19 protein-coding genes and 3 pseudogenes are annotated in these 23,230 nt (G+C 71.2%); 11 read left to right on the top strand and 11 right to left on the bottom strand.

The features are described from left to right. The first annotated feature begins 125 nt into the window (after positions 1–125). Positions 126–710 carry a hypothetical protein gene (locus ACZ4UU_RS26190; protein ID WP_471905791.1) on the top strand — a complete coding sequence of 195 codons (585 nt, stop codon included), beginning with the start codon at positions 126–128 and terminating at the stop codon, positions 708–710. Next, entirely contained in the window at positions 707–1,045 is a 339-nt protein-coding gene (locus tag ACZ4UU_RS26195) for a DUF5708 family protein (RefSeq protein ID WP_471905792.1), read from the top strand. The genes ACZ4UU_RS26190 and ACZ4UU_RS26195 overlap by 4 nt, the downstream gene beginning before the upstream one ends. Here ACZ4UU_RS26195 and ACZ4UU_RS26200 read toward each other — a convergent pair. Beyond that, the gene (locus tag ACZ4UU_RS26200; protein ID WP_471905793.1) at positions 978–1,550 is read right to left on the bottom strand and encodes a cob(I)yrinic acid a,c-diamide adenosyltransferase; all 573 of its coding nucleotides are present in this window, start codon (positions 1,548–1,550) and stop codon (positions 978–980) included. The two genes, ACZ4UU_RS26195 and ACZ4UU_RS26200, sit on opposite strands and share 68 nt — an antisense overlap. Before the next feature lie 13 nt (positions 1,551–1,563). After that, positions 1,564–1,665: pseudogene (locus ACZ4UU_RS26205) on the bottom strand (ABC transporter permease); the annotation flags it as partial. A gap of 29 nt (positions 1,666–1,694) precedes the next feature. Here ACZ4UU_RS26205 and ACZ4UU_RS26210 point away from each other — a divergent pair. The 4 genes and pseudogenes from ACZ4UU_RS26210 to ACZ4UU_RS26225 form a co-directional block, all read left to right on the top strand. Continuing rightward, positions 1,695–2,096: pseudogene (locus ACZ4UU_RS26210) on the top strand (TetR/AcrR family transcriptional regulator); the annotation flags it as partial. 137 nt (positions 2,097–2,233) lie between these two features. Continuing rightward, positions 2,234–3,082, top strand: coding sequence for a 3-hydroxyacyl-CoA dehydrogenase family protein (locus ACZ4UU_RS26215; RefSeq protein ID WP_383451934.1), 849 nt, complete (start codon positions 2,234–2,236; stop codon positions 3,080–3,082). Between the two features lie 206 nt (positions 3,083–3,288). Next, positions 3,289–3,612, top strand: a complete 324-nt coding sequence (locus ACZ4UU_RS26220) for an STAS domain-containing protein (protein WP_062717671.1) — start codon at positions 3,289–3,291, stop codon at positions 3,610–3,612. Between the two features lie 262 nt (positions 3,613–3,874). Beyond that, positions 3,875–6,460: an ATP-binding protein gene (locus ACZ4UU_RS26225; RefSeq protein ID WP_471905794.1), complete on the top strand. Its 2,586-nt coding sequence runs from the start codon at positions 3,875–3,877 to the stop codon at positions 6,458–6,460. Between the two features lie 101 nt (positions 6,461–6,561). Here ACZ4UU_RS26225 and nucS read toward each other — a convergent pair whose 3' ends face one another. Beyond that, positions 6,562–7,233 (bottom strand): endonuclease NucS, encoded by a 672-nt coding sequence (gene nucS / locus ACZ4UU_RS26230; protein ID WP_471905795.1) that lies wholly within the window; start codon positions 7,231–7,233, stop codon positions 6,562–6,564. 264 nt (positions 7,234–7,497) lie between these two features. On the opposite strand from nucS, the gene ACZ4UU_RS26235 reads away from it, so the two are divergent. Continuing rightward, positions 7,498–7,890 (top strand): SCO5389 family protein, encoded by a 393-nt coding sequence (locus ACZ4UU_RS26235; protein ID WP_471905796.1) that lies wholly within the window; start codon positions 7,498–7,500, stop codon positions 7,888–7,890. A gap of 92 nt (positions 7,891–7,982) precedes the next feature. On the opposite strand, the gene ACZ4UU_RS26240 is transcribed toward ACZ4UU_RS26235, so the two are convergent. Next, positions 7,983–9,011 (bottom strand): LLM class flavin-dependent oxidoreductase, encoded by a 1,029-nt coding sequence (locus tag ACZ4UU_RS26240; RefSeq protein WP_471905797.1) that lies wholly within the window; start codon positions 9,009–9,011, stop codon positions 7,983–7,985. A gap of 223 nt (positions 9,012–9,234) precedes the next feature. Between ACZ4UU_RS26240 and ACZ4UU_RS26245 the strand changes: the two genes are divergently transcribed. Next, the gene (locus ACZ4UU_RS26245; protein ID WP_471905798.1) at positions 9,235–9,567 is read left to right on the top strand and encodes an ATP/GTP-binding protein; all 333 of its coding nucleotides are present in this window, start codon (positions 9,235–9,237) and stop codon (positions 9,565–9,567) included. 10 nt (positions 9,568–9,577) lie between these two features. Here the strand turns inward: ACZ4UU_RS26245 and ACZ4UU_RS26250 are convergent, their stop codons facing one another. The 7 genes from ACZ4UU_RS26250 to mce form a co-directional block, all read right to left on the bottom strand. Next, on the bottom strand, positions 9,578–10,447 hold the full coding sequence (locus tag ACZ4UU_RS26250; protein ID WP_471905799.1) for an ABC transporter permease: 870 nt from the start codon (positions 10,445–10,447) through the stop codon (positions 9,578–9,580). Then, positions 10,444–11,694 carry an ABC transporter ATP-binding protein gene (locus ACZ4UU_RS26255; protein WP_471905800.1) on the bottom strand — a complete coding sequence of 417 codons (1,251 nt, stop codon included), beginning with the start codon at positions 11,692–11,694 and terminating at the stop codon, positions 10,444–10,446. The genes ACZ4UU_RS26250 and ACZ4UU_RS26255 overlap by 4 nt, the downstream gene beginning before the upstream one ends. A gap of 154 nt (positions 11,695–11,848) precedes the next feature. Next, the gene (locus ACZ4UU_RS26260) at positions 11,849–12,619 is read right to left on the bottom strand and encodes an ABC transporter permease (RefSeq protein WP_471905801.1); all 771 of its coding nucleotides are present in this window, start codon (positions 12,617–12,619) and stop codon (positions 11,849–11,851) included. Positions 12,620–12,621: 2 nt separating this feature from the next. Next, complete coding sequence (locus tag ACZ4UU_RS26265; RefSeq protein WP_471905802.1) at positions 12,622–13,602, bottom strand: ABC transporter ATP-binding protein; 981 nt, start codon at positions 13,600–13,602, stop codon at positions 12,622–12,624. An 86-nt stretch (positions 13,603–13,688) separates the two neighbouring features. Next, entirely contained in the window at positions 13,689–14,624 is a 936-nt protein-coding gene (locus ACZ4UU_RS26270) for a cellulose-binding protein (protein ID WP_471905803.1), read from the bottom strand. A 183-nt stretch (positions 14,625–14,807) separates the two neighbouring features. After that, positions 14,808–18,656 carry a polarized growth protein Scy gene (gene scy / locus ACZ4UU_RS26275; protein ID WP_471905804.1) on the bottom strand — a complete coding sequence of 1,283 codons (3,849 nt, stop codon included), beginning with the start codon at positions 18,654–18,656 and terminating at the stop codon, positions 14,808–14,810. Between the two features lie 233 nt (positions 18,657–18,889). Next, entirely contained in the window at positions 18,890–19,330 is a 441-nt protein-coding gene (gene mce, locus ACZ4UU_RS26280) for a methylmalonyl-CoA epimerase (RefSeq protein WP_048582912.1), read from the bottom strand. Between the two features lie 148 nt (positions 19,331–19,478). Here mce and ACZ4UU_RS26285 point away from each other — a divergent pair, with 148 nt between their 5' ends. The 3 genes and pseudogenes from ACZ4UU_RS26285 to ACZ4UU_RS26295 all read left to right on the top strand — a co-directional run bounded on the left by ACZ4UU_RS26285 (position 19,479) and on the right by ACZ4UU_RS26295 (position 23,188). Continuing rightward, complete coding sequence (locus tag ACZ4UU_RS26285) at positions 19,479–20,675, top strand: acetyl-CoA C-acetyltransferase (protein ID WP_471905805.1); 1,197 nt, start codon at positions 19,479–19,481, stop codon at positions 20,673–20,675. A 47-nt stretch (positions 20,676–20,722) separates the two neighbouring features. After that, positions 20,723–21,679 (top strand): methylmalonyl Co-A mutase-associated GTPase MeaB, encoded by a 957-nt coding sequence (gene meaB / locus ACZ4UU_RS26290; protein ID WP_471905862.1) that lies wholly within the window; start codon positions 20,723–20,725, stop codon positions 21,677–21,679. A 238-nt stretch (positions 21,680–21,917) separates the two neighbouring features. Beyond that, positions 21,918–23,188: pseudogene (locus tag ACZ4UU_RS26295) on the top strand (MFS transporter). Positions 23,189–23,230 lie beyond the last annotated feature (42 nt).

Here is a 23,230-nt window from a genome sequence, read left to right on the forward strand (position 1 = left end):
CGATGCCTGATTCCGGGGGAGGGTCCTGGACTGCATCTTTCGATGTACGGCGAATTCGTCACCGCCGACGACGAAAGGGGCCGCGGCCGTCGGGAGCCTGGAAGGGTGACCGAAGGGAGCATGTTGTGATCGTCGCCCTCATCATCGCCTGCGAGGTCGGCTTCTGGGTACTGCTGGCCCTGGGCCTGGCCGTCCGCTACCTGCTGAAGTGGCGCCGTACGAGCGTGGTGTTGCTGCTGTGCGAGCCGGTGCTCGAGCTGGTCCTGTTCGTGGCGACGGCGGTGGACCTGAAGAACGGCGCGGAGCCGGGCTGGGAGCACGGCGTGGCCGCGCTGTACATCGGCTACACCGTCGCCTACGGCCACTACACGATCCGCTGGCTGGACGGTCATGCGGCGCATCGCCTCGGCGGCGGCCCGCCCCCGACGAAGCCGCCCCGCTACGGCCGCGCCCGCGCCCGCCACGAGGCAGAACTGTGGCTGCGGGCGGTGTTCGGGGGAGCGGTGGCCCTGGGCCTGCTCCAGCTCGCGGTCTGGTACGTCGGCGACTCCGGTGACATCAGCTCCCTGCGCGCCTTCCAGTGGGTGGCGATCCGCACGGTCGGCATCTACGGGCTGATCGCCCTCGGGTACTGGATCTGGCCGAAGAAGGCCCCCGTCGACGCCGAGGACTCGTCCCGGCTCACGGACAAGGAGCGTGTCCGCTCATGAGCCAGTCGTCGAAGAACCTCCTGGAGGGCGCCGCCACCTTCCTGGTCGGCCTGCCGCTGTGGCTGTTCACCGAGGACCTGGACGTCCCGGTGGTCACCCTGACGAAGGTCGGCCTGGTGCTGATGTGCGTCGGCGGCGCACTCGTCGCACTGGGCCTGTTCCAGCGGTCACGCGAGAGTACCTGGCACTCCCCGCCGGGCACCCCCGTTGGTGGTCGCCTGGAACCCGCTGGCGCCGAACCCGCTACCCGGCCGGAAGCCGGCCTGGTCAGCGTTCCCCGCCAGGGACCCAGAGGACGTCGCCCTCGGCCTTGTTCGCCGTCCTCGCCAAGATGAAGAGCAGGTCGGACAGCCGGTTCAGATACGTCGCCGTCAGCGGGTTCATCACCTCGCCGTGCACCTCCAGCGCCGCCCACGTCGAGCGCTCCGCCCGGCGTACGACCGTGCAGGCCTGGTGCAGCAGCGCCGCGCCCGCCGTGCCGCCCGGGAGGATGAAGGAGCGCAGCTTCTCCAGCCCCTCCAGGAAGTGGTCGCAGTCCGCCTCCAGCTTGTCGATGTAGGACTGCTCGACCCTGAGCGGCGGGAACTGCGGGTTCTCCACCACCGGCGTCGACAGGTCCGCTCCCACGTCGAACAGGTCGTTCTGCACCCGGGTGAGGACCTTGACGACCTCCTCGTCGAGGCCGCCCAGCGCGATGGCCGTGCCGATCACCGCGTTCGCCTCGTTGGCGTCGGCGTACGCCGAGATCCGCAGGTCGGTCTTGGCGACCCGGCTCATGTCGCCGAGGGCGGTGGTGCCCTGGTCGCCGGTCCTGGTGTAGATGCGCGTGAGATTGACCATGTGACCAGCGTAGTTACGCTCCGGCGGTTCGGAACACGCGTGTGCCGACTGTCACGGCCAGTGCGGTGAAGCCGAGCGCGACCAGGCCGCCGTACAGCATGTGCGCCGTCGCGTTCTCGCGCCGGAGGCCATCGCGGAGGTGGCGGAGGCCGCCGTGCCCGGGCCGTGCTGCGGGAGATGCGCGCCGAGGCGGAGGCGGTCTCGCCCCGGCTCGGCCTCATGGAGGGCTACGACCGTTTCATGCGCGTCATCCACGAGGCGCCGCCGCTGCGCTCGCGGCTGTGGAGCCTCCAGCAGGAGATCCACGACCACCTCGAAGCGACCCTGCGCGAGGAGGCCGGCGCGTCCGACGGCGCCCCCCTGCCGGGGCTGATCGCCGGTCAGATCTCCTGGATCCATCAGACGGTCTTCGTCGCCGTCGGCCGCGAGATGCTCAAGGGGTGCAATCCGGACGAAGTGCCACGCCAGATGCTCGTACTTCTCGACGGCAACGAGGAGCTGTTGAGCGAGAAGGTGCTCAACTACGCCGTACGGGGCGTGGAATGACCCGAGCCGGTGTGATGTCCGTCAGATGAGACGTGACTCGCGTTACTAACCGGTCACACAGTCCCTCACGAGCGCTAAGGTCCGCCGAAGAAGCAACGTAAACAGGGTGTAAGGCGTTTCAAAGGGGAGTCGCAACAGTGGCACGGAAGCTTGCCGTCATCGGCGCCGGCTTGATGGGTTCCGGGATCGCCCAGGTCTCCGCTCAGGCGGGGTGGGACGTCGTCCTCAGGGACGTCACCGACGAGGCTCTCAGGCGTGGCACAGACGGCATCAAGGCGTCGTACGACAAGTTCGTCAGCAAGGGCAAGCTGGAGGCGCACGACGCCGACGCCGCCCTCGCCCGTATCACCGCGACCACCGACCTGGACGCCGCCGCCGACGCGGACGTCGTCATCGAGGCGGTCTTCGAGAAGCTCGAGGTCAAGCACGAGATCTTCCGCGCGCTCGACAAGATCGTGCGGGACGACACCGTGCTCGCCTCCAACACCTCCGCTATCCCGATCACCAAGATCGCGGCGGCCACCGAGCGGCCCGAGCGGGTCGTCGGCGTCCACTTCTTCTCGCCGGTGCCGATGATGCAGCTCGTCGAGCTGGTCCGCGGCTACAAGACGAGCGACGAAACCCTCGCCACCGCGCGGGAGTTCGCCGAGTCCGTCGGCAAGACCTGCATCGTCGTCAACCGGGACGTCGCCGGCTTCGTCACCACCCGGCTGATCTCGGCCCTCGTCGTCGAGGCCACCAAGCTGTACGAGTCGGGCGTCGCCACCGCCGAGGACATCGACCTCGCCTGCAAGCTGGGCTTCGGCCACGCCATGGGCCCGCTCGCCACGGCCGACCTCACCGGCGTCGACATCCTGCTGCACGCCACCAGCAACATCTACACCGAGTCCCAGGACGAGAAGTTCGCCCCGCCGGAGCTGATGCGCCGGATGGTGGACGCGGGTGACATCGGCCGCAAGAGCGGGCAAGGCTTTTACAGCTACTGAGGTTTCGTAGACCACCGCACACGCCCCGCGCCCATCACGCGATGGGGTGAATTCGGTATCGGTTCGCTTACAGACGGCAACCTCTGACCGCTGAACGCAGTCAGAGGTTGCATCACCGGCCACAGCGAAGACTCATAGCGAACACAGGCACAGGAACAGCACAGGCAACGCATCGCGGAGCAACGACGCACGCTTGGGGAGCGCATATGCACATCAGGGGCGACCACGCCGAACTGGTCGTCGGGGGCGTCCTCGACGTCCGCAGCGCGGCGGACGCCCGTACGGTCCTGCACTCGGCCGTCGACGACGGAGTCGGCGATCTGGTGCTCGACCTGTCCGAGCTGGTCTCCTGGGACGCCACCGGACTCGGGGTGATCATGGGGGCCCACCGGCGGGCCGGCCGCTGCGGTCGGCGCCTGGTGCTGCGCGGTGTACCGCCGCAGATGCAGCGCCTGCTGGTGGCCACCCGGCTGCACCGGATCCTGGCGATCGAGGGCGGTATCGGGGTGGAGTCCCTGCCCCGGGTGTGACACCCGGCACGGATGGGGCGGGACAGTCGGGCGTTCCGGTTGCGAAGGGCACGTCACGCACAATCCTCACGAGACTGTGATGTCTCGGACGGCGCGGCACCCCGGGCTGTCGTAGATACTGTGCAAAGGTTTAGGGTTCGGCTGCCCGCTGCCCAGACAAACCCTTCTCGGCGGGCCCGGACCAGAAGCGACAGCGCGGTGTGCAGCAAGGCCGGGAGGGGCTTGGCTTACGCACACGACGCTTTTGGGGGGCTTGAAACCTATGGACCCGAACAACCGGGGACCCGAGGAGTACGGCCATGACGGTGACGGCCAGTCGTCGCGCCATCGCCCGCCCAGGGATCCCCTCACACCCGACTTCGGACAGCACGCGCCCGCACTCGCCCGCACCGTGCAGCTGGTCTCGGGCGACTTCCTGCTCACCGTCAACCCCGTCGACGGCAGCGAGATCGAGGTCTGCCCGCCCGCGGAGCGGCCGTCGCGGCCCGTCAAGCTGACCCCGGCCGAACGCGCCGAGGTCGACCGCGCCGCCAAGCCGCCCGTCCCACCCGGTCCGACCCGTCCCGCCGAGCCACTGCTGGCCCGCCAGGACGAGCGCGAACAGCTGGTGCGGATGCTCGCCCGCGGCCGCTCCGTCCGCCTCGTCGGCGCCCCGGGAGCCGGGCGCACCAGCCTCCTCGACCTCGTCGCCGAGGACTGCGCGGACCTCGCCCCCGACGGCGTGGTCCGGCTCACCGGCTACCACCGCACACCGGACGACCTGCTGTACGACCTCTTCTACGCCGTCTACAGCGCCCCTCTGCACCGCCCGGATCAGGACGAACTGCTCGGCTTCGTGCGTGAGATCGGCGCGGTCGTCGTCCTTGACGACATCGAGTTCGGCGGCGCCGCCCTCGACGAGCTGCTGGACGCCACCCCCGAGTGCGCGTTCCTGCTCGGCGCCACGCCCGACGTGCCCGCGCCGTCCGTCGACTCCGGCATCGAGGAGGTCGCCCTCGCCGGGTTCGACCGGGCCGCGAGCGTCGAACTCCTGGAGCGCCAGGTCGGCCGGGTCCTCACCGAGGACGAGGCGAACTGGGCGGGCGACCTGTGGTTCGAGTCGGAGGGCCTGCCGCTCAGGTTCGTCCAGGCCGGCGCCCTGCTGCGGCAGCGGGACCGGCTGCGGGCCGGCGCCGACGCGGTGGACGAGTACGGCGTCTTCGAGGACACCCCGCCCTCCGCCGACACGCCCTTCGACGAGGCGTACGGCACCGAGGACCGCGGCGAGGAGACACCCCTGCCCTCCCTCGGCGAGGCGGCCGGACCCGCGCCGCTGCTCGCCTCACGGCTCAGCGCCTCGGCCCGTACCGCCCTGAGGTTCGCCGTCGCGCTCGGCGGCGAGGTGCCGCACCAGGCGCATCTGCCCGCGCTGGTCGGCGACACCCACGCGGACGCCGCGCTGGGCGAGCTCGCCGACTGCGGGCTGGTCTCGGCCGTCGGCTCCCGCTACCGGCTCGCCGCCGGCGTGCAGGCCCAGCTGGAGGCAGCCGGATACGCCGAGGACGTCCAGGACAACGCCCTCACCGCCGCCCAGCACTACGCCTGGTGGGCAGGCCACCCCTCGGTCACCCCGGAGCGCGTGTGCGCCGAGGCGGACGCCGTGCTCGCCGCCCTCGGCGTGCTCGTGCCGGGCACGACCGCGCCCGCCGAGGGCGAGGAGAGCCCGACCGTGCAGCTCGCCCGTACGGCGGGACCCGCGTTCGCGGCCGGGCTGCACTGGAGCGCCTGGGAGCGGGCGCTGCGGGCCGGCGCCGAGGCCGCCCGCCTGGCCGGTGACGTCGCCGAACAGGCCTACTTCCACCACGAGTTGGGCATCCTCGCGCTCTGCGGGGGCCGACTGGACCGGGCCCGCGCCGAGCTGGAGACCTCCATCGGCCTGCGCGGCGCGCTCGCCGACAAGCGCGGCACCGTCGCCGGCCGACGCGCCCTCGCGCTGGTCTCGGACCGCTCCGGCACGACGCCGGGAGTGGCCGCGTTCGGCGCGACGGCGGGGGAGGAGGTGCCGGACGCGCGGTACGAGGAGTCGCAGTCGCCGCCCGGAGGCGTACCGGCCGCCGCGTTCCCGCCGCCCGGCAAAGAAGCCACGACCCTGGTCACCCACCGTGCCTCGGCACCGTCGCCGTCGCCGTCCCCGGCGACCTCGCACAAGGGCCGCGGCGGCGTCCGCGGCTTCGCCCGGCGCAACCTCGTCGCGGCCGGCTCGGGCGCCCTGCTCGTGGCCGTCCTCGGCACGGTGGTGACCCTCGGCGCCACGTCCGACAACACCACCGACAACCCGGCCACCCAGGTCGGCGTCAACCCGTCCGCAAGCCAGGGCATCGGCGACGACGGCATCGGCGCCGACAAGGTGGAGGGCGACGACGGCAAGAACTCCGGCGACACGGGCACGGCCACAAGCCGCCCGACCGACCCGGGCCCCGACGGGACGTTGGGCACGTCGGACGATCCGACGCCGACGGACGGGGCGACGGAGCCGTCGGACGATCCGAGCGGGACGCAGAAGCCGGGCGGCGGGTCCTCGAACTCGCCGACGAAGCCACCGTCGTCGCCGACGAAGCCGCCGACCTCCCCGACCAAGCCGCCGACGGAGGAGCCGACCACAGAGGAGCCGACGCCGACGGAGGACCCGACGACAGAGGAGCCGACGCCGACCGACGAGCCGACGCCCCCTCCGACGGAACCACCGACGAACTCGACCTCCGCCAGCGGCTCGGCCTCCTCCAGCCCCACGGAGACCACCAGTTCCGCGAGCGCCCCGCAGAGCTCGGACGACGGCACGCCGACCACCGGCTCGGACCCCGTGATCTGACGCACCCGAGGCCCGCTTCAGGACAAGCACGGAAGACAAGAGGGCCGGGTCCGTCCAGCGGACCCGGCCCTCACCGTCGTAGAACTGCCAACTGCCGCGCGTCAGAACAGCCGCAGCTTGTCGTCCTCGATCCCGCGCATGGCGTCGTAGTCCAGCACCTGGCAGCCGATCCCGCGGTCCGTCGCGAGGACGCGGGCCTGCGGCTTGATCTCCTGGGCCGCGAAAATGCCGCGGACGGGCGCGAGATGGGGGTCCCGGTTCAGCAGCTCCAGATAGCGCGTCAGCTGCTCCACGCCGTCGATCTCGCCGCGACGCTTGATCTCGACCGCGACCGTCCGGCCGTCGGCGTCCCGGCACAGGATGTCGACCGGGCCGATGGCCGTCATGTACTCGCGGCGGATGAGCGTGTAGCCCTCGCCGAGGGTCTCGATGCGGTCGGCGAGAAGTTCCTGGAGGTGCGCTTCCACGCCGTCCTTGATCAGGCCGGGGTCCACGCCGAGTTCGTGCGAGGAGTCGTGGAGGATCTCCTCCATCGTGATGATGAGCTTCTCGCCCCCCTTGTTGGTGACGGTCCAGACATCCTTCTGCTCGCCGTCACCCTCCTTCAGGGTGCACGGCGGCGACATCCAGTTCAGGGGCTTGTAGGCCCGGTCGTCCGCGTGGATCGAGACGCTTCCGTCCGCCTTGACCAGGATCAGACGGGGCGCCGAGGGCAGGTGGGCGGTGAGCCGGCCCGCGTAGTCGACGGAGCATCGGGCAATGACGAGACGCATGGTCCGCAACGCTACTCGACGGGCCGGTGTCGACGCGATTCGCCCTGGGGGAGTCCGTATGACCCCGGACTGCCCCTGTTCATTTCTGGCCGATTGTGCGCCTAACGAGGACTGCCCATGTACGCATTCTCCTGGTGCCGTCACCGTCTGTTGCCTACCGTATTAAACGGGAGGTCGCGACGCGTGTACGCAGAGTGTTCGGTATCGCGAACTCCCTTACTGTCAGGCAACCCCCGCTGTTGTGGGGGTGCGAGAGGAGAACCCATGTCGCTCGACGTCTCACCGGCCCTACTCGAACAGGCCGAGCGAGGCGAGGTCGATGAAGCAGCCTTCGTCGACTGCGTCCGGACCTCCCTGCCCTATGCGTGGGAGATGATCAGCTCCCTGGTGGCCCAGCTGAAGGTCGACGGCGGTCAGTTCGCCGACAACCAGACGCCCCCGCCGGACGAGCAGGCACGTGGCCAGTTGCTGCGTGCACTTGCGAGTGACGCGATACGCGGCGCGCTGCAGCGGCACTTCGGGGTGCGACTGGCCTTCCAGAACTGCCACCGGGTGGCGGTGTTCCCGCTTGACGCCTCGGTCGACGAGACGCTCGCCCGCTTCACCTCGGCGCGCAACCAACTGTTGAACCAGTCGCCGGAACTCAGGGACTGCTGACGCGGTAAGCCGCTTGCTTGCCGCTCCGTACGCGGGAGGTGCAATAAGTACTGGGCGGCAAGCCCCCTGGCGGCACGGTGGGACAGGGCTCTTCAGCCGAGGTGCGGCAGCACTTCGGCGCCCAGTCGACGGACGTTCTCCTCGGTCGCCGCCAGGTCGCCCGAGCCCTCGACGAGCAGGGCGAAACGGGAGATGCCGGTCCGTTCGCTGGTCGCCGCCAGGCGGTCGGCGGCGAGGCGCGGGGTGCCCACCGGGTGCAGTCCACAAAGCAGTTCGGTGTAGGCCAGCGGATCACGCATCGCGCGATGGCGGCCGTCCACCGTGACATGGGCCTCCAGTCCCTGCCGCAGCCAGCCCGGCATCGCCTTCGTCAGCGTCTCCACCGCGTCCGTGCGCCGGTCCGCGATCTGACAGACGCCGGCCGACACATGGGCCGCGCTCCGGATCTCGTCGGCCGGTCGCCCGGCCGCGCGGGCGTGCTCCCGCCACAGGGCGACCATCTCGGCCTTCTCCTCGTCGCCCACATGCATGCCGAGCAGCATCGGCAGCCCGCGCTCGGCCGCCAGCCGCACGCTCTTCGGTGACGTACACGCGACGACGACCTCGGGGCCCTCGGCGTCCGTGAGGCACTCCGACGGCCTGGGGACGACGGGGACCTCGCGGAAGTCGAACCGCTCGCCGGCGGACGCGACCGACGGCTCACGCAGCCAGCGCAGCAGCAGATCGAGTGATTCGGGGAACCCCTCCTCGTACGCCTTGAGACCCGAGCCGAACACCTCCAGGTCGACCCACGGGCCACCGCGCCCCACACCCAGCGAGAACCGCCCGCCGGAGGTGATGTGCAGCAGCGCGGCCTGCTCGCCGAGGGCCACCGGGTGAGTGGTGGGCAGCACGCTGACCGCCGTACCGACCCTCAGCCGTCGGGTACGGCCGAGCAGTAAGGCGGCCAGGGTGATCGCGGACGGACAGGTGCCGTACGGCACGAAGTGGTGCTCGGCCACCCAGGCGGTGTCGAGCCCTGCTTCCTCGGCGACCTCGGCGGAGCGGACCGCGCGGTGCAGTGCCTCCCCCTCGCCCTGTCCCGGGAACCGGGCCGCCAACACGAAACTACCTACGTGCATTGACTTTTCCTGCTTCCTTGGCTCCGACGCGGAGCTCCCCCACCCGGCATAACCGTCTGACACGTGCCGAGGACACGGCTTGACGAAGAGATTTGCGGATTGTCTGCAGAATCGATCGCCGGCGTGGGGGACTTGTGGGGATTGGTGCCGTACGGCTACCCCGGTCCGCGCCGCGTAGGCTGGACATGGCCCCCGCATCCTGTATAGCCCCGTGAGGTGTTCCGTGTCCCCGCGTCGCAACCGACCCAAGGGAGCCGGCTCGTCCGGACACAGCGCCGAGGACGACCGCTCCGGCCGCTACGGCGGCTGGCAGTCCACGGAGGACTGGCAGGGCGACGACTGGAACGTACGGCATGTGGCGGGCGCGAGCGCCCAGGGCAAGGCGTACCGCTGCCCCGGCTGCGACCAACTGATCCCGGACGGCGTCCCGCACGTCGTCGCCTGGCCGGCCCACGCGGGCGTCGACGACCGCCGTCACTGGCACAAGGCCTGCTGGAACGCCAAGGACCGCCGCACCACGCGGGTGCAGCGGTCCCGTAACGCGCCGAAGTTCTAGAGGTTTCGGGTCAGACGTCCCGCTTCTCCAGGAGGGCGTAGGCGCCGGCGAAGGCGGCCGCGGTCACACCGAGCATGATCCACAGGGGGTCCCAGCCGGACGGGCCCGAGCCGGTGAGGGACTGGGAGTAGAAGACGCCGAGCTGGCTCGGGATCGAGTACTGGAACAGGGCTTCCTGGAGGCCGCGCAGGGACTCCGAGAACATGAACAGCGCGATGACCAGCGGGGCCAGCAGCACACCGATCATGATCGTGATCGCGCCCGCCGAGTGCCGGATGATCGAGCCGACGACGAGCGAGAGCAGGCCGAGCAACGCCATGTAGAGCGAGATACCGACCGTGCCCTTCAGCCACTCCTCACCGCTCGGCTCCCGCGCGTCCAGCATGGACACGTCGACGAGGGCGACGAGCAGGGCCGACGCCAGCGTCACCACGAACGCGACCGCGAAGAACACGATCGACTTCGCCACCAGCACCCGGCCACGGGACGGGCATGCGGTCATCGTGGTCCGGATCATGCCGGTGCCGTACTCCGAGGCGGTGGTCAGCACGCCGAGCGTGATGATGCACATGCTGCCGAGCAGCAGCCCGAAGAACCCGAACGACAGCGGGTTCTCCTTGCTCAGGCTGCCTTCCGAGGCGTTGCCGGCGATCAGCGCGGCGACCGACAGACCGATGCCGACGACGAGCAGCACGAACACGCCGAGCGTCCAGATCGTCGAGCGCACCGACCGGATCTTCGTCCACTCCGAGGCGAGCGCGTGCCCGAGGTGCGTGCGCACGACGGGGATCGGCGAGGTGTAGGTGGGGTACGAGGAGCCGGGCGCCGCCTGCCAGTTCGGTGCGGCGGTCTGCGGCATCGGGGGCTGGGGCGTGCTCATCGGGCGTCCTCGGGCTTGGTCAGGGCGGCAGGGGCGGAGGGTGCGGGCTCGGCGGACGGCTGGTCCGGGGCCTGCGGCGGTGCGGCAGGGGGCTGAGCCGGCGCCTCGGGCGCCTGCTGGGCGTACGGGTTGGGCGCATCCGCCCCCGGCGCCGCGGCGGGCGCGCCAGGGCCGCCGTACGGCCCCGGCTGCCCCTGCGGCGCGGCGAACGGCTGCCCACCCTGCTGGGGCGGCGGCGGGGCGTACCAGCCGGGCTGGCCCTGCCCCGGCACCGGCATCGGCGGCTGCGCACCCGGCGGCAGCTGCTGCATCAGCCCGGCCTTCTGGTCGGTCGTCGAGCGGTAGTCGACCGCGCCCTGCGTCATCCGCATGTACGCCTCCTCCAGCGAGGCCTGGTGCGGCGAAAGCTCCCACAGCCGTACGTCCGTGTCGTGCGCGAGGTCGCTGATGCGGGGCAGCGGCAGCCCGGTCACGCGCAGCGCGCCGTCCTGCTCGGGCAGCACATGCCCGCCCGCCTCGGTCAGCGCCGCGGACAGCTTCTCGCGCAGCTGCGGCTCGGTGTCCGGCGTACGCACCCGGGCGAAGCCCGCGGAGTTGGCGGCGATGAAGTCCTTGACGCTCATGTCGGCGAGCAGCTGGCCGCGCCCGATCACGATCAGGTGGTCGGCGGTCAGCGCCATCTCGCTCATGAGGTGCGAGGAGACGAAGACGGTACGGCCCTCGGCCGCCAGCGACTTCATCAGATTGCGCACCCAGAGGATGCCCTCGGGGTCGAGGCCGTTGACCGGCTCGTCGAACAGCAGCACCTGCGGGTCGCCGAGCAGCGCGGCGGCGATGCCGAGCCGCTGGCCCATGCCGAGCGAGAAGCCCTTGGATCGCTTGCCGGCCACGTCCTGGAGGCCGACCACGCCCAGCACCTCGTCCACGCGCCGGGCCGGGATGCCGGACAGCTGGGCGAGGGACAGCAGGTGGCTGCGGGCGGCCCGGCCGCCGTGCACGGCCTTGGCGTCCAGCAGGGCGCCGACCTGGCGGGGGGCGTTGGGCAGCCTGCGGTACGGGTAGCCGCCGATCGTGACGCGTCCCGCGGTCGGGTTGTCCAGGCCGAGGATCATCCGCATCGTCGTCGACTTGCCCGAGCCGTTGGGGCCCAGGAAGCCGGTGACGGAACCGGGCCGCACCTGGAAGGACAAGTTGTACACAGCGGTCTTGTCGCCGTAGCGCTTGGTCAGGCCGACTGCTTCGATCATGCTCCGCACCCATCGAAAGGATCAGGACAGCAGGGCACACGCCCCCCGTAAGGGTTAGGAGGATACCTAGGCGCTGACGGTTCCACCCAAGGGCAGGCAAAACTTCGCGCGCCGACGGCTCTCCAGCGGCCCCCGCGTTCCGCCACCCGCCCCGCTAGGCGTCCCGCTTCTTGAGCGCGAGGTAACCGCCCAGGAGTGCCGCGATCACCCACAGCACCATGATCCCGAGGCCGCCCCAGGGGCCGTACGGCTTGTCGTCGTCGATCGGGGTGACCACCTGCATGATCCTGCTGCCGGCCTGGTCGGGCAGATAGCGGCCGATCTTCTCGGTCGCCGAGACGTTGCCGAGGATGTTGGAGACCAGGAAGAAGAACGGCATCAGGATGCCCAGCGACAGCATCGGCGAGCGCAGCATCGCGGCGACGCCCATCGAGAACATCGCGATGAGGGTCATGTAGAGCCCGCCGCCGATCACCGCCCGCAGCACCCCCGGATCGCCGATCTCCGCCCGGTGGTCGCCGAGCATCGCCTGGCCCAGGAAGAAGGTGACGAAGCTGGTGGCCAGGCCGACGACGAGCGCGAGGCCGGTCGCCACCGCGATCTTGCTGGCCAGGAACGTCCCGCGCCGGGGCACTGCGGCCAGGGATGTGCGGATCATGCCGGTGCTGTACTCGTTCGACACCACGAGCACGCCGAACACGATCAGCGCGAGCTGACCGAGGCTCATCCCGGCGAAACTGATGAACGTCGGATCGAAGGAGAGCCTGTCCCGCTCGCTCATGTTGTCGAACTCGTTCGCCGACAGGCCCGAGATCAGCATTCCGAGGGCGATGGTGACCACCACGGCGAGGGACAGCGTCCATACGGTGGAGGCCACGGACCGGATCTTGGTCCATTCGGAGCGGACGACCTGGGTGGCTGCCATGTTCAGCTCCTCCTCCACTCGCTGCCCCACGGCTGCTGTTGCCGCCGCGGTGGCTGCTGCTGTCCGCCGGGCAGGGCGTCGGCGTGCGCGTGGTACTCCACCGATTCCGCGGTCAGCTGCATGAACGCCTCCTCCAGGGAGGCCTGTTGCGGGCTCAGCTCGTGCAGCACGACCCCGTGCCGCGCCGCCAGCTCACCGATCTGCTCGGCCTTGCTGCCGTCGACCTCCAGCGCCCCGTCCCCGGTCTGAACCGCCGTGATCCCGGCCGTGTGCAGGACGTCGAGCAGCAGCTCCCGCTGCGGGGCGCGGATCCGGACGTACGACCGCGAGTTCCGCTCGATGAAGTCGGCCATGGACGTGTCGGCGAGCAGCCGCCCCTGCCCGATCACCACCAGGTGGTCGGCGGTCAGGGCCATCTCGCTCATCAGATGCGAGGAGACGAACACGGTCCGCCCCTGGGCGGCCAGCGATTTCATCAGGTTCCGGATCCAGTGGATGCCCTCGGGGTCGAGCCCGTTGACCGGCTCGTCGAACATCAGGATCCGCGGATCGCCGAGCAGCGCGCCCGCGATACCGAGCCGCTGGCCCATGCCCATCGAGAAGCCCTTGGTCTTCTTCTTCGCGACCGCCGTCAGCCCGACCGTCTCCAGCACCTCGCGCACCCGGTTCGTCGCGATGCCGTTGCTCTGCGCGAGGCACAGCAGATGGTTGAACGCGCTGCGCCCGCCGTGCCAGGCCTTGGCCTCCAGCAGCGCGCCGATGTACGTCAGCGGGTCCTTGAGCTGGTCGTAGCGCTTGCCGTCGATACGGACCTGGCCGGCGGTGGGGTGGTCGAGGCCGAGGATCATCCGCATCGTCGTGGACTTCCCGGCGCCGTTGGGGCCGAGAAAGCCGGTGACGATGCCCGGTCTGACGGTGAAGGTGAGGTTGTTGACCGCCACCTTCTCGCCGTACCGCTTGGTCAGCCCCTCAAGCTCGATCATGCCGCCCACGCTAAAACGGGACAAAGCCCTCTGCCACCCCAGTGGCAGAGGGCTTTGCCAAAATTCAGCAGACGTGCGCCGGATCGTTACCGGGTCTGCTGGGCGGGAACCCCACGGGTGATCGGCTCGTCCTCGGCCGGGGTGCCGGCGGCGGCCACCGCGGCGCCCGTGAGCGTCGCCAGCATCTCGCGGACGTTCGTCAGCTGAGCGTTGATGCTGTCGCGGCGGTTGGTGAGCGCCGCGAGCTCGCGCTCGGATTCCGAACGGATGCGGTCGGCCTTGGCGTTGGCGTCCGCCACGATGTCCTCGGCCTGACGCTGGGCCGTCTCCACCGTCTGGCGAGCCCGGCGCTCGGCGTCGGTGCGCAGCTTCTCCGCCTCCAGACGCAGCTGCTCCGCGCGGTGCTCGATCTCCGCGAGACGCTTCTCCGCCTTCTGCTGACGCGACGCCAGATCGCGCTCGGACTGCTCGCGGCGCTTGGCGAGGTTCGTCTCGAAGTCGGCGGCGGCCTGCGCGGCCTTCGCACGGGTCTCCTCGAAGAGGGCGTCCGCCTCCTCGCGCTTGGACTGCGCGTCCTTCTGCGCCTCGGAGCGCAGCTGGGAGGCGTCGCTCTTGGCCTTCTCGACGATCCGGACGCCTTCGTCCTCGGCCTTGGCCTTGCGCTCCGCAGCGAACGATTCTGCGTCGTTACGGACCTGCTGGGCCGCCGACTCGGCGAGCTCGCGGTGCTGCTCGGCGGCGCGGCGGGCCTCCTCGCGCAGATCCTTGGCCTCTTCCTCGGCGAGGCGGAGGATCTTCTCGACACGCGCGCCGAGGCCCGCGTACGACGGCTCTGCGTCGGTCACGGCGGCCTGGGCGTTCTGCGTCTCGAGGTGGAGCTCCTCGATGCGCTTTTCCAGAGCGGTGATGCGGGCGAGAGCGCTGTCACGGTCGGAGACGAGCTTGGAGATCCGTTCGTCCACCTGAGCGCGGTCGTACCCACGCCGCACAAGCTCGAAGCCGTAGGGGGAAGTGTCGCTCATGGGGTTCCTGTCGAATGAGACCGGTGAGGTGATAAGGGGAATCCTAGGGGCCGAAGCGGTGTGTCATCGAGCGGATACGTGTTTGATCTGGAGAATGAGACCCCTTTTGAGTGGCTAACCGTCGGACGGCTTGCCAAAAACTTGGTCAAAGGCCCCAGGAGACACCCGAACGCTCCCGCTTCGCTAGCTGTCTGACGACTTGCCACCCGATCGAGGTGCTCCCACTGTCGCACCCGCCTTGACTCCGCCGTCCTTCGCCGCGGACGGCGCCTCGAAGGACTCGAGCGCCTCCAGGACGTCCTGGACACGGGAGATCTCGGCGTTGATGTCCTCGCGGCGCCGGACCAGGACCTCCAGCTCGCGCTTGCCCTCCTCGACCGTGCGCCTTGCCTCGCGGATCGCCTCGGCCTTGAGCTCCTCGGACTCCCGGATCAGGGTGGACCGCTTCTGCTCGGCCTCCTTCAGCAGCCCCTCGGCCTTCTTCACGGCGGCGATACGGACCTTGCCCGCCTCGGAGTTGGCCTCCGAGACCAGCTCCTTCGCCTTCGCCTGGGCCTTGGCCAACTGCTCCTCGGCGGCCTTGATGAGCGCGTCGCAGCGGTCGCCGGCCGACTTCATCGTCTCGGCCGACTCGCGGCGGGCCCGCTCGTGCAGCTCCTCGATCTCGGTCGTGATGCGGTCGCGCAGCTCCTCCGCGCGCTCCCTGATCGAGGTGGCGTCCCGGCGGGCGCCGACGAGCAGCTCGTCCGCGTCCGTACGGGCCTTCTCCACCATCGAGTTGCCCTCGACCGTCGCCTCGGAGACCAGCCGGTCGGCCTCCTTGCGGGCGGCGCCCACCATGGTGTCGGCCTGCGCCTCGGCGTCCGCGGTCGTCTTGTGCGCCTGCGCCTGCGCCTCGGTGAGCAGCTTGTCCGCCTCGGCCGTGGTCTCCGTGATGAGCTTGTCGACCTGCTCGGCCACGTCCTGGCGTCGCTTGCCGGCGTCCTTGCGGGCTTCTTCGAGAGTGCGCTCGGCCTCCTCGCGCGCCGCGTTGACCAGCCGCTCCGCCTCCGCGGCCGCCTCGGCCTTGACGCGCTCGGAGTCGCCGCGCACCCGCTCGGCGTGCTGCTGGGCCGACCCCACCGTCTCGGCGGCCTCGGCGCGCAGCCGCTCCGCCTCCGACGTGGCGTCCCCGACCAGCTTCTCGGCCTTGGCGAGCGCGTCGGTGCGCACCCGGTCGGCCTCCGCGACCGTCTCCGACTGGAGCCGCTCGGCTTCGTTGCGAGCCTCGGTGATGAGGGTGTCGGCCTGCGTCGCCGCGTCCGAGCGGATCCGGTTGGCGTCCTCGCGGGCGTCGGCCCGGGTGCGCGACGCGGCCTGGTCGGCCTCGGCGATGGCGTCCGACGCCTCCGTACGCACCCGCTGGGCGTGCTCGGCGGCGTCCGACCGCAGCCGCTCCGCCTCGGCGATGGCCTCCCCGACCGTCCGCTCGGCGAGGGACTTCGCGGCCTCGGACTCCTCGTTCGCCTCGCGGCGGATACGGCCCGCGTCCTCGCTGGCCCGCTCCCGCTCGGCGTAGGCGTCGGAGCGGACCCGGTCCGCCTCCTCCTGCGCCTCCCGGCGGGTACGGTCCGCCGCGTGCTCGGCGGCACTGCGCAGCCCGGCGATCTCCTCCTGGGCCTGCTCGTGCAGCCCGGACACGGAGTCGCGGACCTGCTGGGCGTGCTGCTCGGCCGCCGACACCATCTCGGTGGCGCGCCGGTCGGCCTCCTCGACCAGCCGCACCGCCTCGGTCTGCGCCTCCTCCACCCGCTTGCGCGCGGAGGCCAGCAGCTCCTCGCTCTGCTCGCGGGCCCGCTCACGCTCCTGGTCGGCCTCCTGGCGGGCGGAACCGAGGGTCTCCTCGGCCTCGCGACGGCGCCGGGCGGCCTCCTCCTGCGCGGCGGCCAGCGTCTCGGACGCCTCCGTGGCGAGCCGCTCGGCGGCGGCCTGCGCCTCCGCACGGACCCGGTCGGCGGTGTCCTGCGCCTCCGACTTCAGCCGCTCGGCCTCGGCCGCGGCCTCCGACCTGAGGCGTACGGCGATGGCCTCGCCCTCGGCACGGGACGCGGACGCGTCCGACGCGGCCTCGTCACGCAGCCGGTCGGCCTCCTCCTCGGCCTGCTGCTGGAGCGTACGGATCCGCTCGGCGGACTCGGCGCGCAGCCGGTCGGTCTCCTCGGCCGCCTCACGCCGGATGCGCGCGGCCTCCTCGCGGGCGTCGGTCAGCGCCTGCTCGGCCGCCGTGAGCCGCTGCTCGGCCTCGGTCTGGAGCCGCGTCAGCTCCTCGGCGGCCTCGGTACGGCGGGCCTCTATGGCCCGCTCGGTCTCCTCGTGCAGCTCCCGCGCGGCCCGCTCGGCGTCGGACTTGATGCCCTCGGCCTGCTCGACGACCTCCTCGCGGTGCCGCTCGGCCTCCTGGCGGGTGCGCTGCAGGGTCTCCTCGGCCTGCCGACGCAGCGTCGTCGCCCGCTCGATGGCCTCGGTACGGACCTTCTCGCTGTCCGTCGTGGCCTTCTGACGCAGCTCGTCCGCGTCCTGCTTGGCCTTGGACAGCAGCTCCTCGGCGGTCTTGGCCGCCTCCTCGATCTGCTGGACGGCCTCCTTGCGGGCCTCCGCGCGGATCTTCTCGCCCTCGGCGACCGCCTCGGAGCGCAGCTGCTCGGCCTCCCCGCGCAGCCGGCGGGCCTCCTCCTGGAGTTCGACCGTCTTGGCGCGGTACTCCTTGGTGTCGTCCTTCGCCGCGCCCTTGAGCTGCTCGGCGATGTCATGCGCCTCGGAGCGCAGCCGGTCCGCCTCGGCCTCGGCCTCCGTACGGATCCGCTCGGCCTCCTCGGCCGCCGCCTTGGTGGTGTTCTGCGCGTCCTCCTGCGCCTTGTTGAGGACGTCCTCGGCGGTCTTGGCCGCCTTGGACAGCTGCGTCGCGCTCTCCTCGGCGGTGATCGTGCGGGCCTTCTCCGCGGCCTCGGCGACGATCTTCTCGGCCTCGGCGCGGGCGTCCGCGACGACCTGCTCGGCGTCCGCCTTGGTGCTCTCGGCCTCCTTGGTGGCCTCGCTGACCAGCCGGGCGACCTGCTCCTTCGCCGTACGCGTGCGCTGCTCGTTGGCCGACTCGGCGCTGGAGAGCGCCTTCTCGGCGGCCGTCTTCGCCTCGGCGACCAGCTTCTCGGCCTCGGACTGCGCCTTGCGCAGCGCCTCCTCGGCCTCCGCCATGCGCTGCTCGGCGGCCCGGCTGAGCTCGGTGGCCTGCCGGCGGGCGGCGTCCGACTCGGTCGCCGTGGAGCTGCGCAGCTGTTCGGCGTGGTCGGTGGCCTCCTGGGCCTGCGTCGAGGCGGCGTTCAGCAGCCGCTCGGCGTCCGTCCGCGCGCGGCGCAGGATCTGCTCGGCCTCCGTGCGGGCCTCCTCGGCCGCGCTGGTGAGCCGCTGGCGGGCCTCGCTGGTGAGCCGCTCGGCCTCGGCGCGCGCGGTCGCCATGGCCTGCTCGGCCTCGGTGCGCGACTCGTCGAGGAGCCGACGGGCCTGCTGCTCGGTGCGGGCCCGCAGCTGCTCCGCCCAGGCCACGTTCTCGTTGACGTGCGACTCGACGGTCTGCCGCCGCTCGGCCAGCTCCTGGTCCAGCTGCTGGCGGCGGGTCACCGCCTCCTGGTGCAGCTCGGCCTGGAGCCGGGCGGCCTGCTCGGCGTGCTCCTGAAGGATCCGCTGGGTCTGCGCCCGGGCCTGACTCAGCTCGCGCTCGGCCTCCTGGCGCAGCTGGTCGGCCTGGACCTGCGCGTTCCGCAACAGCTGCTCGGCCTGGTAGCCGATGTCGCCGCCGTCGAAGGCGGGCCGGGACATGATGGTCCGCCGCGCCTCGTGCAGCTTGGCGCGCAGCACCTCGACCTGGTAGCCGAGGTCCTCGGCGTGCTGGATCGCCTTCTCCCGCTCGGTCTTCAGCCGATCCATCTCGGCCTCGAACCGAGAGAGGTGGTCGACGTCAGCCGCCGGCTCTCGCTCCTGGCGTTCGTAGCCCCGCACTGCGCGGTCCCATCCGTCCCCTGGTCGCAAGTCTCTCCATACGAGCACCGTCCATCCGCCGAACGGGGCCCCCGGGGAATGGTGTCAGATCAACGGCGGAGCACGGGCTGTTGCCCCACCCTCGTCCCCCGAAACCCGGACCCCGGAAACGGTCCCACCTTTGACGGAGGGGCCGGGTCACCCTGGACTGAGCGGCGACCGCCCCCAACCCTACCGGCCCATATGTACGGGGGTCAGTGCTCAGGTGACTCAACAGGCGCCGAAGTGACCAGTTCTGTCAGTACGCCATGGCAATCCTTCGGGTGCAGGAAGGTGATTCGTGACCCCATGGAGCCGCGGCGGGGCTCTTCGTACAGAACGCGTACGCCCTTGTCCTTGATGTCGGCGGCGTCGCCGTCCACGTCCGCCGTACCGAAAGCGATGTGGTGGACGCCCTCGCCGTTCTTGTCGAGCCACTTGGCCACGGTGGAGTCCGGGCGGGTGGGCTCGAGAAGCTGCAGGTAGGAGGCACCGCCGTCGGAGGTGTCGTTGATCTTGAGCATGGCCTCGCGGACGCCCTGCTCCTCGTTGACCTCGGAGTGGAACACCTCGAAGCCGTACGTGGCCCGGTAGAACTCCACGGTCTTGTCGAGGTCGAAACAGGCGATCCCGATGTGGTCGATTCGCGTCAGCATGGAATTCAGTGCAGCGCCCCGGAGGTGGTTACGCAACGTGCGCGCGATCACACCGACGGCCCGGTGACGGCACGGAGTGCCACTCAGTACATTCGAAGTAAACCCTCGTTCACTCCTCGGCTGTCCAGCTGGAAGGGGATCGCACCTCATGTCTTCTGGAACTACCTCTGTGATCGTCGCGGGCGCGCGTACGCCCATGGGACGGTTGCTCGGTTCACTGAAGTCCTTCTCCGGAGCCGACCTCGGCGGCTTCGCGATCAAGGCCGCCCTCGACCGTGCGGGAATCGGCGGCGACCAGGTGCAGTACGTGATCATGGGCCAGGTGCTCCAGGCCGGCGCGGGCCAGATCCCGGCGCGCCAGGCCGCCGTGAAGGCCGGCATCCCGATGAACGTCCCGGCGCTCACCGTCAACAAGGTGTGTCTGTCCGGCCTCGACGCCATCGCGCTCGCCGACCAGCTGATCCGCGCCGGCGAGTTCGACGTGATCGTCGCGGGCGGCCAGGAGTCCATGACCAACGCCCCGCACCTGCTGCCGAAGTCCCGCGAGGGCTTCAAGTACGGCGCGATCGAGATGCTCGACGCGATGGCGTACGACGGTCTGACCGACTCCTTCGAGGGCATCGCCATGGGCGAGTCCACGGAGAAGCACAACACCCGTCTCGGCATCCGGCGTCCCGAGCAGGACGAGATCGCCGCCCAGTCCCACCAGCGCGCGGCCGCCGCCCAGAAGAACGGCATCTTCGAGGCCGAGATCACCCCGATCGAGATCCCGCAGCGCAAGGGCGAGCCCGTCGTCTTCAGCAAGGACGAGGGCATCCGTGCCGAGACCACCGCGGAGTCGCTGGGCAAGCTGCGCCCGGCGTTCACCAAGGACGGCACGATCACGGCGGGGACGTCGTCCCAGATCTCGGACGGCGCCGCCGCGGTCGTCGTCATGAGCAAGGCCAAGGCGCAGGAGCTCGGCCTGGACTGGATCGCCGAGATCGGCGCCCACGGCAATGTGGCGGGCCCGGACAACAGCCTGCAGTCCCAGCCGTCCAACGCCATCGCCCACGCCCTGAAGAAGGAGGGCCTGGAGGTCTCCGACCTCGACCTGATCGAGATCAACGAGGCCTTCGCCGCCGTCGCGGTGCAGTCAATGAAGGACCTCGGAGTGTCCCCGGAAAGGGTGAACGTCAACGGTGGGGCCATCGCCCTGGGTCACCCGATCGGTATGTCGGGTGCGCGGCTCGTCCTGCACCTGGCCCTGGAGCTCAAGCGGCGGGGCGGCGGCGTCGGCGCGGCCGCGCTGTGCGGCGGCGGCGGCCAGGGTGACGCGCTGATCGTGCGGGTACCCAAGGCCTGAGTTCTCCTGGCAGGACCCGTAGGACCTCTTTCGTGAACGGAGCTGTGATGCAGGACGTCTCCACCCTGGTGGCCCAGGCCAGGGAAGGCCGGCCGCGGGCCGTGGCCCGGCTGATCTCCCTGGTGGAGGGGGCGTCCCCGCAGCTGCGGGAGGTCATGGCGGCACTGGCGCCGCTGACGGGCAACGCGTACGTGGTCGGGTTGACGGGCTCACCGGGTGTCGGCAAGTCCACCTCGACCTCGGCGCTGGTGACGGCGTACCGCAAGCAGGGCAAAAGGGTCGGCGTCCTGGCCGTCGACCCGTCCTCGCCCTTCTCCGGCGGCGCCCTCCTCGGCGACCGCGTCCGGATGTCCGACCACGCCTCCGACCCCGGCGTCTACATCCGCTCGATGGCCACCCGCGGCCACCTGGGCGGTCTCGCCTGGGCCGCCCCGCAGGCGATCCGCGTCCTGGACGCGGCGGGCTGCGACGTGATCCTCGTCGAGACGGTGGGCGTGGGCCAGTCGGAGGTGGAGATCGCCTCGCAGGCGGACACGAGCGTGGTCCTGCTCGCCCCGGGCATGGGCGACGGCATCCAGGCGGCGAAGGCCGGCATCCTGGAGATCGGCGACGTCTACGTCGTCAACAAGGCCGACCGGGACGGCGCCGACGCCACCGCCCGCGAGCTCAACCACATGCTCGGCCTCGGCGAGTCCCGCGGCCCCGGCGACTGGCGCCCCCCGATCGTCAAGACGGTCGCCGCGCGCGGCGAGGGCGTCGACGAGGTCCTGGAAGCCCTGGAGAAGCACCGGGCGTGGATGGACGAGCGCGGAGTCCTGGCCGAACGCCGCCGCGCCCGCGCCGCCCGGGAGGTCGAGACCATCGCCGTCACGGCCCTGCGCGAGCGGATCGCCGACCTGCACGGTGACCGCCGCCTCGCGGCCCTGGCGGAGAAGATCGTCACCGGCGAACTGGACCCGTACCGCGCGGCGGACGAACTGGTGGCGGGGCTCACTCAGGCCTGAGAGCTTTTGAATGTGCCGCGGTGTGCCGACCTTCGTCCGCTGGTCCGGCGTGGCTGGTCGCGCAGTTCCCCGCGCCTCTGAGGGCGTGGTCAACTCCGGTGTCGCGCTGCTAGGTTGATCCGCATGTACCTCCTCTTGGCATAGGGCACGCCCCGCCCGCGTACGGTGCACGGCCGCTCGGTCGTGACCGGCGTGGCGCCTGGGCGTCCCCTTTTCCGCCTCGAGTCGAGGAATCCCCGTGTCTTCCACATCAGTGGCGCGGCCTTCGTACGCCGCCGTTCTCCGGATCCCGCATGCCCGCCGAACCTTCGCCGCCGCCCTGCTCGGCAGGCTGTCGTACGGCGTCGTCCCGCTGGCCATGATGCTCGCCGTGACCCGCACCTTGGGGTCGTACGCGGTGGCGGGCACCGTGATGGCGCTGTTCGCCGGGACCAGCGTCTTCCTGTCGCCCGCGAGGGCGGCGCTCATCGATCGGTACGGACCGCGCCGGGCGCTCGTGCCGATGGCCGCGGCCTACACCGCGTTACTCGGGTTGCTGACCGCGGCCGTCTGGCGCCCTCAGGTTGCCTCACCGCTCGTGCTGGGCGTCGTGGGCGCCGCCGCCGGCGCCTGTACGCCCCCGCTGGGGCCGACGATGCGGGCCGTGTGGGGGAGGATCGCCGGCGACCGGGCACTGGTGCGGCGCGCCTACAGCCTGGACGCCGTCGCCGAGGAACTGCTCTTCGTCTTGGGCCCGTTGCTGGTCGGCATGGTCGTCGAGTTCGCTCCGCCCGCCCTCGGGATCGTCGTCGGGCGGTGCTCATCGCGGCCGGGACGGCCGGGTTCGTGTCCTCGCCCGTGGTGGGGGACCTGACGCCCGGCGACGCGAGGGTGAAGGCGCGCGGCCCGGGCCGGCGTCGCGTGCTGAGCGGGATCCGGCGGCCCGTGATCGCCGCCGTGGGCGTCGGGCTCGCGCTCGGCGCCGTCGAGCTGCTGGTCGTGGCGTTCGCCGACGGGCGGGGCCACGGCGGTGGGAGCGCGGCCTGGGTGCTGGCCGCCCTGTCGGCCGGAAGCGCCGTCGGAGGGCTCGCCAACGGGGCCGTCACATGGCGGATTCCGGCAGGGCTGCGACTGGCCCTGCCGGCCCTCGGCCTGGGGCTGGCGATGTTCGGCGCGGGACTGGCGCCGGGGCTCGGCACGCTCACCACGGCCATGGTGATCGCCGGGTTCTTCGTGGCCCCGGCCATCACCACCGCGTATCTCGTCGCCGACGAGGCCACCGCACCCGAGACCCGGGTCCGGGCGGGGGCCTGGGTGAACACGGCGGTCAACGCCGGGAGTACGGCAGGCACCGCGGCCGCCGGGCTACTGGTCGGACGGCTGCCGACGGGGTGGTGCTTCGCGGCGACCGGCGCGGTGACGCTGCTCGCGGCCCTGGCCGTGGCGAGGGGCGCCACCCGTGACGGGGGCGCCCCTGAGGAAGAGGAAGCGGGGGAGGTGGGGGACGGGGGTGTGGTCCGGGCGACCTGACGTGTCGTCGCGCCGGGGTGTCGCGGGAGTGCGGTGCGGTCT

It is taken from the genome of Streptomyces sp. NPDC028907, assembly GCF_055564995.1.

What these genes read in the sequence shown, in the direction of transcription:
- ACZ4UU_RS26220 (WP_062717671.1), top strand. Translation starts at nt 3,289, where the DNA reads ATGCACATCAGGGGCGACCACGCCGAACTGGTCGTCGGGGGCGTCCTC.
- nucS (WP_471905795.1), bottom strand. Translation starts at nt 7,233, where the DNA reads ATGCGTCTCGTCATTGCCCGATGCTCCGTCGACTACGCGGGCCGGCTC.
- ACZ4UU_RS26260 (WP_471905801.1), bottom strand. Translation starts at nt 12,619, where the DNA reads ATGGCAGCCACCCAGGTCGTCCGCTCCGAATGGACCAAGATCCGGTCC.
- ACZ4UU_RS26240 (WP_471905797.1), bottom strand. Translation starts at nt 9,011, where the DNA reads ATGCACGTAGGTAGTTTCGTGTTGGCGGCCCGGTTCCCGGGACAGGGC.
- ACZ4UU_RS26285 (WP_471905805.1), top strand. Translation starts at nt 19,479, where the DNA reads ATGTCTTCTGGAACTACCTCTGTGATCGTCGCGGGCGCGCGTACGCCC.
- ACZ4UU_RS26265 (WP_471905802.1), bottom strand. Translation starts at nt 13,602, where the DNA reads ATGATCGAGCTTGAGGGGCTGACCAAGCGGTACGGCGAGAAGGTGGCG.
- ACZ4UU_RS26225 (WP_471905794.1), top strand. Translation starts at nt 3,875, where the DNA reads ATGGACCCGAACAACCGGGGACCCGAGGAGTACGGCCATGACGGTGAC.
- mce (WP_048582912.1), bottom strand. Translation starts at nt 19,330, where the DNA reads ATGCTGACGCGAATCGACCACATCGGGATCGCCTGTTTCGACCTCGAC.
- ACZ4UU_RS26195 (WP_471905792.1), top strand. Translation starts at nt 707, where the DNA reads ATGAGCCAGTCGTCGAAGAACCTCCTGGAGGGCGCCGCCACCTTCCTG.
- meaB (WP_471905862.1), top strand. Translation starts at nt 20,723, where the DNA reads ATGCAGGACGTCTCCACCCTGGTGGCCCAGGCCAGGGAAGGCCGGCCG.
- ACZ4UU_RS26235 (WP_471905796.1), top strand. Translation starts at nt 7,498, where the DNA reads ATGTCGCTCGACGTCTCACCGGCCCTACTCGAACAGGCCGAGCGAGGC.
- ACZ4UU_RS26255 (WP_471905800.1), bottom strand. Translation starts at nt 11,694, where the DNA reads ATGATCGAAGCAGTCGGCCTGACCAAGCGCTACGGCGACAAGACCGCT.
- ACZ4UU_RS26200 (WP_471905793.1), bottom strand. Translation starts at nt 1,550, where the DNA reads ATGGTCAATCTCACGCGCATCTACACCAGGACCGGCGACCAGGGCACC.
- ACZ4UU_RS26270 (WP_471905803.1), bottom strand. Translation starts at nt 14,624, where the DNA reads ATGAGCGACACTTCCCCCTACGGCTTCGAGCTTGTGCGGCGTGGGTAC.
- ACZ4UU_RS26250 (WP_471905799.1), bottom strand. Translation starts at nt 10,447, where the DNA reads ATGAGCACGCCCCAGCCCCCGATGCCGCAGACCGCCGCACCGAACTGG.